Below are 12,736 nucleotides of genomic sequence, written 5' to 3' on the forward strand. Positions count from 1 at the left end.
ACGCCCAAAAATCTTACCAATTCTTCCTTCTTCCTCCTGACTCCTGACTCCTGACTACTGATTAATAAAATCCCAAATAGCTTCAGCGACAACACTGGCACAAGTTTCTGGTAAATTACTTTCTCCATGAGCAATATTATGTAACTGAACTTCGGGAATTAATCGGGCATAAGTATTACTTTTTGATATAGCAGATTGTGTATCTTGACCACCTTGCAAAATCAAACAGGGAACATTGATTTCCGGTAAGCGTTTTTCTAATAATTCTGCTGCTATTTCTGGTTGCTGGCGATTAAAAAGTAATTGACAAGCTGTGGAAGATTGTAACAATGTTTGTCTTAATTCTAAATCTCTAGCAATTTTTCCCTCCCAACCAATCAATTTGATAAAAGGCATAATTAAGCGTAAAAATTTAATTATTAAGGGTGAACAATTAAATAACCGCCGTTTTTTTTGCCATTCCTCTTTTTTATCTTCCGCTGCAACACCCTCTGGTGATAACAATATTAAGCCAGATATTTGTTCTGGATATTTTAAAGCATAACTAGCCGCAATCCAACCTCCTAGAGAATTACCAGCTAAATAGACCTTTTCTAATTTTAAAGCTTTTAAAAAATCAGCTAAACACTCGACTTGTAAATCTATGGAATGGTGAATTTTAGGATTTGCTGATTCACCAAAACCTAACAAATCAGGTGAAAAGCAATGGATGTTTTCAGCTAATAATTCCATTGTGGATACCCATTCGCTACCATCATTCCATGCACCATGTAGAAAAACTACGGGTATTCCTGTACCAACTTCACGCCAAAACAATACCCCTTGACTAAGTTTTATTCGGGAGTTACGAAATAAAATATTCATTTATTTTAACTTACTAATTTAGGTGTCTAAGTTGTGCAATTTCCAATTATAGACTTTAGAGTTAATTTCCCAACCCAGAATTTTAAATTTTCCATCTTTTACGCAAGTGTTGTTAAACCATTTAAGTAGTCTTGTAACTGACGAAAATGATCATGAGACATATCTGGTTTTGGCAAAGAACTAGGAGGAAAAGCTTGAATTTCCATAACTTCTAAAGTATCTTTGACTGCCATTTCTCCTTGAACTTCAGCTTCAACAGTAATACAGATAGAATGAATCCGAGGATCACGATCTGGTGAAGAGTAAACCCCCACTAAACGGCGGATTTTAACTACTTCTAACCCTGTTTCCTCTATCAATTCCCGACGGACTGCATGAGGAACATCTTCTCCCCAATCCACCATACCACCAGGTAATGACCAACGACCATCATCCTTTCTCCTAATGAGGACAATCTGACCATCAGGTAAAATAGGAATAATACTTGTACCAGTAATGGGGTGGCGGAATATAATACCCAGTACCGTTTGTCCAAAATGCCATAAACTTCGTGTGGACTGAATCATTGGTGTAAAAAAAGCAAGAATGTTCAAGTTGAAAATTACTTTGTTGTATTCTAAGTAGGTTAACATTGAAAATTGTCGTTATGACAAGGCAAAAGGCAAGAGGCAAGAGGGTTTGGGCGATTTTACGTTTCTTTACACAGTTTGGTTTTATTGTGTTCACCTACTTACGAATTACGAATTCCGGCGTTGCTGATTAAGGGTATGAATTTTAGTCTCACGCAAAGGCGCAATCACGCTTCGTGATCTCGAAGAGTAGACGCAAAGGTAAGATTTTTAAAGGTTCAATTTGGAAATTTCATACCTCGATTCAGCAACGCCCGAATTCCAAATTACGAATTACGAATTAATGTTGTTTCTGCAATCTGGAAAATTATTTCTTCTAATGTCCGTAATAATTCTTGCTCATTGTACGGTTTAGAAAAATAAGCTTTTGCTCCTAATTGCATAGCTAACTGACGATGCTTACTACTACTACGGGAGGTTAACATAGCGACAGGAATATTTCTCAACTCTGTATTGTTGTTGATTCGCTCTAAAAAGCTATAACCGTCAATACGAGGCATTTCAATATCACAGATCACTGCTTGGACTTGCAAACCACTTTCTAGCTTTTCTAAAGCTTCTTGACCATCTTTAGCCTGTTCTACTTGATATCCACCTTTTTCCAGGGTTAGTGCTAGATAACGACGGACATTAATGGAATCATCAACAATCAAAATTATGCCTTTTTGGCGACTAGGTTGATTGATAGTGGGTACTTTTGGCGGTTTGAGGAATGCAGTTTGTAGTCTTGTTGTTGGTAATTTATTACTGATGTGGGGACGTTCATTTTTTGTAATCCATGATATTAAATCATTAGTGTTAATGAGGGGAACTACTCGACCATCACCCAGAATTGTACAGTTGTTAAAACCACTGGGAAGGGGAATATTACCTTCTACTTGACGAATAGCTACTTCTTGTTCACCCCAGCAACGTTCTACTTGAACTGCGACTTGTTGATGATCATGTTTGACTATCAATACACTTATAGCATTAATGATCGGCAGAGTTTCTAATTCCAGGTTATTGTAGCGGGAGCAATTAAATTCAAAGTAACTATTGAGACGCAGTAATGGTAATTGATTGTTTTGCCAGTTAATAAATTCTTTCCCGTTTTGGGAGAAGATTTGTTCCTGTTCTAGCAAGAAAATTTCCTCAATTACGTCTGTAAAAAATGCTAACACCAAGCGATCGCTCTCAACCAATAAAACCCGCGCAACTGACAAGGTAAATGGGACTGATAGGGTAAACTTCGTCCCCACTCCAGCTTGGGTGTCAACATTCACATCTCCTCGCGCTAATTTCAGGTTATTACGGACTACATCCATGCCTACACCCCGACCAGACAACGCTGTTACCTGTTCTGAGGTGCTAAATCCTGGTTCAAAAATTAATGATAGTAGATCTTCATCACTAGCGCTCGCTAATAAAGAATCGTCCAAACCCATTTTTAAGGCGCGGTGACGAATTTTTTCTAAAGAAATACCTTGACCATCATCACGAATAGTAATAATCGTGCGGTTACTATGGTAGACAGCTTTCATTTCAATCAAACCTTGTTCACTTTTTCCTTGCTTTTTCCGAGTAATAGGATCTTCAATTCCATGATCAAAAGCATTGCGTAACAAGTGCATTAAAGGCTCATTTAAAGCCTCCAAAATACCTCTTTCAATTAAAGTATTTCCACCCTCAATTTTTAATTGCACATTTTTTCCATACTCAACGTTTAAATCCCTAATAGCTCTAGGAAAACGTTCTACTAAATCGGAAAAAGGACGCATTCTCACCTGGGTTAATTGTCTTTGTAATTGTTTAGAAGTTTTATTTAGTTTTCTTGCTATTTGGTCTGTATCGTCCACACTTAATTGGATATCACTGGTAACTTCTGCAACTTGGACAATAGTTTCCATCACATTTTGAGATAATAAATTCAATTTTTGATAGCTATCTTGTTCTATAAAATTATTTTCTACTTCTTGATTACCATGATTATGAGTTATTATTTTTGCGTAAGCTGTTCGCAGTTCTTGATTTTCTTGATCAAGAATTTGGACTCTTTGACTGAGATTACGCACCAATTTACGTAATCTTTCCATTTGCACATTTAACCCATTACGTTGAATAATAACTTCTCCAAATAAATCATTAATTTTTTCTAAATGTTTACTAGGAACTCTAACTGTATTTTCCTGGTTTTCCCTTTCTTTAGGCGGTGAATTAATATCACTTTTACGTTCAGTATATTTATAATCTATGGGGATATTTTCTGAGGTTGATACTCTATCAGCACTTTCTGGAGATAATTCAACATTTTCTAATAAATCAAAATCAGAAATAGCTGATTTATACAATAAATGATCTTGCTGATTTGCTAAAATCAGAGGACGATCATGAATAACTTCACCAAAATCAATTCTAGTTGGTAAATTATCTCGTTGATTACTTAATACTAAATTTTGAGATTGTCGCCATGCTTTTAATGCTAAATTAGCAATTTCTAAACAACTATCAGGGTAAGTTTCTAAATAATGGCTAACTGATTGACATAGTTGGGTAAAAGCTGTTAATTGCAGCATTTCTCCTAACCCACCTAACTCAGTTGCCATCATTACCAACTCTGCTCTTAATCCCGATTTATTACTATTTTTTAATCTAGCTTCTAGGTGTTGTAAATACTCTTCAACTTCAGTTTCAAATAATAAAGGGATAATTTCTGTATCATCTTCGGATGATAGCAAAGTTGTGATATTTTCTGGAGTCGGTTCACCTAAACGCTCATAAAGTTCGTCAAAAACGGGATAACAAAATTTTCTTAACCAACTATCATCCAGATTATTACCCTTTGCCAGTAACTCAACAATCTGTCGTAGCCAATCAACACTAGATAGTAATAAACTTTGTAAATGAGTATCAAGTTCCAAAGAATCTTTTTGAGTCTTTAAAACTTTAAAGGCATCTTCCAATTTATGAGCTAAATCACTTAATACGCGAAATCCCATCATTGCTGCTCCACCTTTAATAGAATGGGCGGCTCGCATTGCAGCGTTGATATGTTCTAATTCAATACGTTTGCTGATGTCAATTTCCAGTAATACCCCTTCTAAAGTATTGAGATAATCAGTTGCTTCTTCCAGAAATTGCATCTGGATTTCCAATTCTTTATCTTTAGTCATTAGTCATTAGTCCTTAGTCATTATTTATTAATTCAGAACAAATGAGAATATCAATTAGGTGGGAAAGTCTCAATAGTATCTTTTAACTCTTGAGAAATATCTACTGCTTTTTGTAAAGATTGGGAAACTTGACGCGAATTATGAATATTACGTGCTGATACAAGGGTAATATCTTTAATAGTTTGACTCACAATTTGTGATGTTTGAACTTGAGATTGAGTAGAACTTAAAATTGACTGAACTAAGGTATATATTTGCTGAGATACATCAACGATTTGTTGTAAATTATGCTTGGCATTTTCAATAATATTGCTGCTTTGGGTAACTTGATTAGTTCCCATTGACATAGTTTTTAATACTTCACCTGTTTCTTGTTGAATTTTGGCAATTATTTCCTCAATTTCTTGAGTAGCGGCTGCACTTCTGGCGGCTAATTCGCCAACTTCTTCAGCTACCACTGCAAAACCTTGACCTTCTTCTCCGGCTCTTGCAGCTTCAATTCCCGCATTAATTGCTAATAAATTAGTTTGCATGGAAATTTGATTAATTATGGAAACCACACGAGAAATTTGTTGAGAGGAGTCCCCTAAACGTCTTACTTTTTTAGTTATTTCATCAACCGTTTCTTGGACATAGCCAATATTTTGCAGTGTTAAATCCATCTCTGCTCCAGTTTTAGTAGCTGTATGGTTAGCATCATTAACAATGATTGCAGCTTGCTGTGCTATATCAGCGATAGATTGAATAGCAATGGTCATATTTTCAATAGTTTCTAAGCTTTGGTGCATTTTTTCAGGTTCTATGATTGCCTCTGTGGTGAATTTTTCTAAATAACCATTTACTTCACTAACAGCTTGTTGAATTTGGTTAACAATTGGCTGAATACTATCCTGAAAATTCTGAAGTTCTAGAGAGTCTTGATTAATATTTGTTTGACTATTAGCTTTCAATTTTCTAATCTCTACTAACAGATGAGATTGTTCTAAAGCATAGCCGACTTGGGTAGCAATTTGGGTTAAAAAATTAATTTCTTCAACTTGCCAAACATGAGGATGATGACAATGATGAGCAATCAAGAATCCTTGAATTTCTCCATGACTTAAAATTGGTGCTGTTAAACTACTTTGTACAGAAAACTTCTTTAACCACTCGATATAACTATTAGTTAAATTTACCTCTTGTTCAACGTCTGATATGGCCTCAAATTGATGATTTTTGCCAAGTTCTCGCCAGTGGGAATCATTGTTATATACACCGAGCATTTTTTGACAATCATCAATTACCGATTCAGCAATTACTTTGACAGCTTGAGTTTTCCGGTGGAGTTTATAAATGATAACTCTATCTGTTTTTAGAATATGACTAACTTCAGAAATTGCTGTTTGATAAATAGCTTCAGACTGAAGATTTAGCCGAATTTTTCTAGTTACCTCTAGCAGTAATTTTAACCATTCAATTTCTCTTGCTTGATCTTCTTGTTTGTTAAATACACTTAGATTTATTTGCTCCTGAATTGCCTCACCTTCTGTAATGGATGTATTAGCAATCTTAGCATTAATCCGCTGACTTAACCAAGCTACAAGCAACGTCATTAATAATGCGATTAATGGTGTTGTACTAGCAGTTAATGTCAAAAATTCTCTTTGTTGCTTAAATGCGATCGCTATATCTTTTTCTACGATTAATTGCCACTTAATATCCGGTAAACCTGATATTTGGGAAAATGGTATGTAACTAATAAGTTGCTGTTTTTGATTATTTTTGGCAATGGCTGTAAATGTATCAATATTTTTTGCATTCAAAACATTAGTTAAACTCGGATATATATTGACCAATTTTTCATCTAATACATCCTCATAAGAACTAATTAAAATTTTTCCTGTTGCATCTAAAAAATAATATTGATGAGTCTCATCTATATAACCTTTGATTACTTTTTTTAAAGCCTTTATAGGCAAACGGGTTCTGACTATACCAATAGTATTACCCGCCACTGCATCCTTAATTGGTGCAGCTATGTAAATCACTGTGCCGATATTTTTAACTATTTCTGGTTGACTAATAATAGGAATATTCTGTTTAATTACCTCTTGAAAATAGGTCAGTTTTTTTTCTGGAGTTAAAGATTCTCCTGATGATTGCATCATCACTTGTCCATTAAGATCAAATATGGCTACACTATCATAAACATTACTATTTTTGATCAAGCTATCTAAGGAGGCTTTTGTTTCTATATTAATTGTGCTGGTATCAACTTTCGATATTTGCCTAGATTTTTCTGTTCCTGCTTTTTTGCGAGCTTTCATCGGACTTGAAAAAGATATATTAGATAGGATCTGAATATCTCCATAGCGTTGTCCAATAAAGTTATTAACTTTATCACTTAAATTAATTGCTGTATTTTCTTGGGATGTAATAATTTGCTTTGTAATTAACTTACTACCAAACATATAAGCGATCGCACCAATTCCCAAAACTGGTAAAGTACCAATAGCGATAGACAAAATTATAGATTTGGTACTCAAATTAAATTGTCGCAAATATTCTAATCCCTCATACCAAAACCTCTGATAGCTGGAACTTTTTCCTCTATTATCAACAACTTTAGCTGGAGAAATTAAAGATGCTTTATTTTGAGAATTGCTACTTTGTTTGATATCAGTCTTATTCAACATATATTCCTCACACCACAACTATAAAATAAAAAATTACCACTTTTTTCGAGTATTAATTATTAGTTAATACAAAAAACATCTGAACTTAAAATATGTACTGCATTTAATACCAATAAAATTTCTTCTTGTTGTACCACACAACCACATAAGTAAGGTACTAAACTAGATGCTACTTGTCCCACAGGGGAACGGATATCATCAGCAATAAACTTGGTTGTACCTTTAATTTCTTGGACAACTAAACCTAAAATCATTGATTCTATTTGAATAACAATAATATTATACTGATGCAACCGGTGATCAAGACATTCTAGATTAAACATCTTCGGTAAATCAACTACCCAAATTATATGACTGCGCCAATTCATCAATCCTAATATACAAGCAGGCATATTCGGAATAGCCGTAACCGATGTCACAGGTACAATAATTGCTTCCTGCGTATGAGCAATGGATAAAACAGCACCAGTTTGTTGATTAAGTTGAAATTTGAGATAGCCATCTTCTCGACTATTATGTATGGCTTGATGGTTAAAGTCAATTTGCAACTTTTTCATAAGTAAATGTAAATATAATTAAAATCAGTTTATTTTCGTTTTATGGGATAACCATAAGTTTCCATAATCCATAAGAGGATGTTTGAAAGGTTTCCGGCGATTAGAAATCGCTACTACACAAACAAAGTCCACCTGCGTGGACTAAGGAAAAATCAAGGTCTTTGAACCCACGAAGGTGGGTTTCGTCTGTGTAGCCGCGACTTCTAGTTGCCCTTGCAAGTAATAAATTAGACTTTTCAAATACCCTCTAACTTTCTCCCATACTACCTTACCTGTGCCAAGTATACGGTAGGATTGTCTCTTCCAGAACTGAACTATGGGTTACGCCACGCTACCCTATTAAGTAGGTTGGCGTTGAAAATTGTCGTTATGGCAGGGCAAGAGGCAAAAGGCAAGAGTAAAGAGGTTTTGGGCGATTTTACGTTTCTTTACACAGTTTGGTTTTATTGTGTTCACCTACTTAGTTCCGGGCGGATTATGTTTAGAATGAAACAGCCCTGGCTATTTTCTCTATTTTCTCTATCTCATATTTTGCTTTTTCTCCGCTTTGGGATCACGATTGGCTACAGCGGCTAATTCCGCATCCATTAAGGTTTTTCCGGTGGCTGCTAGGTAAACATCATCTAAACTAGGACGAGATTGAGCGATGCCAAAAATTGGTAAATTGGCATGATTTAACGCCTGTTGAATCGTGATCAAAACGTCATTTTGCGGAGTAACTACTAAATTTAGAGAGTTACCTTGGGCGCTGTTGATGATGATTTCTTGAACAAAAGGTAAGGCTGCTAACAGGTTTTTGGCGGTTTCGGCTTCTTCTAGAGGTGAAAATTCACGGATTCTTAAGGTGATGCGATCGCCCCCCACCTGATCTTTTAACTGAGAAGGTGTACCATTAGCAATAACCAAACCTCTATCAATAATTGCCACCCTGTCAGCTAAAGCATCAACTTCTTCCAAATAATGACTGGTAATTACCACAGTAGTTCCCCCAGCCCGTAATTGCCGCAGGAAATTCCAGACTACAACCCGGCTTTCAATATCCAATCCTACCGTTGGTTCATCTAATACCAACACATCAGGGGCATGAAGTAAACCAGCCGCTAAATCTAGCCGTTTGCGTAAACCACCGGAATAAGTGCCAGTTTTTTTGTCTGCGTATTCTTGTAACCCCAGCAAATCCAAAATAGTATTAATTCGCTGTTTAATCAGCGCACCAGGAAGATGATACAGTGCCGCTTGTAATTGTAGTAACTCCCGTCCAGTTAGCACCTTATCCAAAGCTACCTCTTGGGCTACATAACCCAGCTTTTGCCTAGCCAACTTGGGGTGCTTTAAGACAGAAATGCCGGAAACCTCAATTTTCCCAGTATCAGGCGTTGTTAGCGTACATAAAGCCCGGAGAGTGGTCGTTTTCCCAGCCCCGTTGGGTCCAAGTAACCCAAAAATTTCTCCAGGTTGGACTTGAAAGGAAACATCCTGGACTGCAACTAGATTACCGTAGCTTTTTTTGAGATTTTCGATGAAAACAGCGGCAGTCATGACAGCTATAATCCTTAACTATACAATTCGCAACAATCTATCTTTCATTGTACAAGTTAGGCGATCGCCATGATGAGTTGAATATTTCATTTTCAGATAATTCTCAGTACAGATTTAGCCAAATGATAAATTATAGTTGCCGATAGCGTAGCGTGGCGTTAGCCATAAACTGTTCAAACACTTTATTACTGTACTGTTAACCCTATTTTTATTTTTTGACAATTCCTAACTTAAGAATGATTGTTATATTTATTGCTCCTTATTGAGAATACATTTGAGCAATTTTTCTATCCAAAATCTATTTTTTTTGAGCCAAAGGTAATTTTTTACTCCTTTCTCATGAAGTAAATTCCGTAATAACCGATTGTGACAGTTAAGGGTGCGGAATGTGGGCTTTATCAGTTCTGGTTTTGGAGCAACATCAAACATGAGATCATAAGAATTATGAATAGTCATTAAATCTAAATTACTCATCCTCATCAAATTCATCAATTATTGGTTTTTGAGCAGCGTGTCTTACAAAAACAATCTGAACAGTATCATCTAAAATAGTAAAAAGAATCCGATAAATATTTCGTCCTTTCCCATAAATAATCTGTCGAATTTCTTGATCCAAAAAATCATTTTCAAATGCCAAAGAGCAACGAAAAGGCATTATCTCTAGTGATAAAATAACTTTATATAATCCCTCCAACCACTTTCTAGCCTGACGAGAAGAATCATTGCTAAACCAAAAATATGCTTCCTCTATTGCTTTTTGTGCTGCGGGTTGGATGACAACTTGATATTTTTGATTCATTAGTCAATATCTAACTTATCAAATAGTTCATTAAAAAAATCCTCTGCTTTTTTTCCCTTTCTTTCCTGCATCTGTTCCAAACCAAGTTTAATTCCCTTTAATGTTTCTACCAACTCAGCAGCATCTAAAAGTTCCTGGTAAGATTCGGCATCTTGAACAACTAATTCTGCTTTACCATTGACAGTTAGAACCAGAGGATGTTTTGTTTGCTTAATCCGCTGTAAAAACTCAGTCGTATTCCGTTTAAACTCTGTTAAAGAATGTATATCTTTTGAAAGATTGATCATGACTTAACATTTGATTAGCATTTAATTGAATGTTAATATATATTTGCTGTGTTTGTCAACAATCGTGAATTAAGTAGGTTAGCATTGAAAATCGTCGTTATGGCACTAGGCTTGAGGCACTCATGCAAAAGGCAAGAGTGAAGAGGGTTTGGGGGATTTTACTTTTCTTTACATAGATTGGTTTTATTGTGTTCACCTACTTAGGAACGCAAATTTAATAACCTGCAATTCTGATGTAACCTGGAATGGTGCGTTACGCTGTCGCTAACACACCCTACTTTTGCACCTTATTTAATTCACATTCCTTAGAAAAAATCAGGATAAGTAGGTTGGCGTTAAAAATTGTCGTTATGGCACTAGGCTTGAGGCACTCATGCAAGAGGCAAGAGTGAAGAGGGTTTGGGCGATTTTACTTTTCTTTAAGTAGTGAGACAGAATTAATTACACAATATTATTGCGTAAGCGTTGCGTGGCGTTAGCCATATGGAACGAAGTGAAATGAAGCAATTCCAAGGGTTGTGATTGCTTCCCTTCGCTCGCAATGACTGTAAATATTTTTGTCCAATTACTTATAATAAACGATAGGGACAAGGTCATCCCTATCGTTATTGTTGATACTTCAGCTATACAGTACGTCTATCACCTCGACTTAGTTGTTAAAAGATCAACAACTACCAGCCCAAGTTATCCATTTATGGGATAAACCTATATGCAAAATTTCTCCAGTTCTCTCCAATTCCGTGATAATTGTTGTTGTTAAATCAACGCCCATTAATTCGGCTTCATTGACATTACTATCAATTAAATTGGCATGATGGAGATTAGCACCTGTAAAGTCAGCACCACTCACTTCTGCTTGGTTGAGATTTGCGCCGACTAAGTTTGCTGAAGTTAAATTTGCAGTTCGCAAATCAGCACCACTCAGGTTAGTTTTTCTGAGGTTGACTCTAGTTAAATCAGCACCAATTAAGTTAACTTCACTTAGGTTGGCATTTTCTAAATTTGCTCTACTTAAATCAGCATTAGTGAGATTGGCTCTACTGAGGTTACACCCACTCAAATTTGCTTGAGTAAGATCCGCTCCGCTTAAATCTGCTGCTTCTAAATTTATGCCTCTCAAATCGGCACGTCCTAACATAGCTTGGTGCAGATTTATTCCTGGGAAATTCTTTTCTCCTGATTTATAAGAATTCAGAAGTTTTTGAGTATCCATATTTCCACCTCATTGTGTCTACAGGTGAGTTATTACACTTCCCAAACCACAGACAATTACTTGAGATTCTAGCGATCGCACTTTTAGGTGACATACTCCACACACTCCCTTATGCCTTGCGGCACGCTTGCGCGAACAGGTGAGTGTGGGCTTCTCGGCGACTCTTCTATGAAGACATTAACCGAGCTTTAAAGCCCTATGCCCTAGGGACTTTTTGAGATAATTTTTAACTTTTTTGATAGGCTGCTTTTGGTGCATTTAATTGAGTTACACCTACTGTTGAAAATTATATCAAATATTTGAAAAAAAAATCAAGAAAGTGTTCATTCCGCACTTCGTGCCGCTGCGCTAACATCGCCCAACAACACTGATTAAGCTGCGCTTAATTTTGCTCTTTGGGCAATTCGTCACTTACGCATATTCATCTCATCACCTCCCTATTGGGTAGGTGAGAGGCTTCTACTGTTTAAGCTAAAAACATGGAACTATACTTAATCCGTCATGGTATCGCCGAAGAACATCAACCGCAACTAAAAGACGAAGAACGACAACTCACCCCAGAAGGACGACAAAAAACCGAGAAAGTCGCTCAAAGATTAGCAAAGCTAGAATTACACTTTGATCTCATTCTTACCAGTCCCCTAGTTCGCGCTTATCAAACAGCAGAAATACTCATTGCGGCTGGATTGAGTTCCCAGTTAGAAACATCAGATCATCTGAGCTTTGATGGTAATATTCAAAATTGGTGGCAAGAATGGCTTCAACCCAGAAAATATCCCCAAAAAACCAAACTAGCATTAGTCGGTCATGAGCCTAGTTTAAGCCATTGGGCAGAAATTCTCCTGTGGGGAGCAGCAAAAGAGAGCCTCATCCTCAAAAAAGCAGGTATGATGGGAATAAAACTACCAGATGATGGTTCAGCTTGGGGTCGTAGTCAACTGTTTTGGTTAACATCACCCAAGTACCTGCTGTAATAGTTGTTACATCTGCAACTATTGTGGTGAAAATAGTCTCTAGTAGG

General features: G+C 36.3%; 10 protein-coding genes. 1 reads left to right on the forward strand and 9 read right to left on the reverse strand.

What is annotated here, in order from left to right:
• Positions 1-54: 54 nt before the first annotated feature.
• The 9 genes from HEQ36_RS03365 to HEQ36_RS03405 form a co-directional block, all read right to left on the reverse strand.
• On the reverse strand, positions 55-864 hold the full coding sequence (locus HEQ36_RS03365; RefSeq protein WP_053538223.1) for an alpha/beta hydrolase: 810 nt from the start codon (positions 862-864) through the stop codon (positions 55-57).
• 98 nt (positions 865-962) lie between these two features.
• A complete protein-coding gene (locus HEQ36_RS03370; protein WP_053541190.1) occupies positions 963-1,457 on the reverse strand; it encodes an NUDIX hydrolase in 495 nt (164 codons plus the stop codon).
• A 302-nt stretch (positions 1,458-1,759) separates the two neighbouring features.
• On the reverse strand, positions 1,760-4,645 hold the full coding sequence (locus HEQ36_RS03375; RefSeq protein WP_053538222.1) for a hybrid sensor histidine kinase/response regulator: 2,886 nt from the start codon (positions 4,643-4,645) through the stop codon (positions 1,760-1,762).
• 50 nt (positions 4,646-4,695) lie between these two features.
• Positions 4,696-7,320 carry a methyl-accepting chemotaxis protein gene (locus HEQ36_RS03380; RefSeq protein WP_168637229.1) on the reverse strand — a complete coding sequence of 875 codons (2,625 nt, stop codon included), beginning with the start codon at positions 7,318-7,320 and terminating at the stop codon, positions 4,696-4,698.
• A 59-nt stretch (positions 7,321-7,379) separates the two neighbouring features.
• On the reverse strand, positions 7,380-7,877 hold the full coding sequence (locus HEQ36_RS03385) for a chemotaxis protein CheW (RefSeq protein ID WP_053538220.1): 498 nt from the start codon (positions 7,875-7,877) through the stop codon (positions 7,380-7,382).
• 519 nt (positions 7,878-8,396) lie between these two features.
• Positions 8,397-9,416 carry an ABC transporter ATP-binding protein gene (locus HEQ36_RS03390; RefSeq protein ID WP_053538219.1) on the reverse strand — a complete coding sequence of 340 codons (1,020 nt, stop codon included), beginning with the start codon at positions 9,414-9,416 and terminating at the stop codon, positions 8,397-8,399.
• Positions 9,417-9,882: 466 nt separating this feature from the next.
• Complete coding sequence (locus HEQ36_RS03395; RefSeq protein ID WP_039203533.1) at positions 9,883-10,215, reverse strand: type II toxin-antitoxin system RelE/ParE family toxin; 333 nt, start codon at positions 10,213-10,215, stop codon at positions 9,883-9,885.
• Complete coding sequence (locus HEQ36_RS03400; RefSeq protein WP_039203534.1) at positions 10,215-10,502, reverse strand: type II toxin-antitoxin system Phd/YefM family antitoxin; 288 nt, start codon at positions 10,500-10,502, stop codon at positions 10,215-10,217. The genes HEQ36_RS03395 and HEQ36_RS03400 overlap by 1 nt, the downstream gene beginning before the upstream one ends.
• Positions 10,503-11,166: 664 nt before the next feature.
• Entirely contained in the window at positions 11,167-11,715 is a 549-nt protein-coding gene (locus tag HEQ36_RS03405) for a pentapeptide repeat-containing protein (protein ID WP_027402450.1), read from the reverse strand.
• A 479-nt stretch (positions 11,716-12,194) separates the two neighbouring features.
• Between HEQ36_RS03405 and sixA the strand changes: the two genes are divergently transcribed.
• Positions 12,195-12,689 (forward strand): phosphohistidine phosphatase SixA, encoded by a 495-nt coding sequence (sixA, locus tag HEQ36_RS03410; RefSeq protein WP_168637230.1) that lies wholly within the window; start codon positions 12,195-12,197, stop codon positions 12,687-12,689.
• The last annotated feature ends 47 nt before the right edge of the window (positions 12,690-12,736 follow it).

It is taken from the genome of Anabaena sp. 54 (genome assembly GCF_017355725.1).
GTDB lineage: Bacteria > Cyanobacteriota > Cyanobacteriia > Cyanobacteriales > Nostocaceae > Dolichospermum > Dolichospermum heterosporum.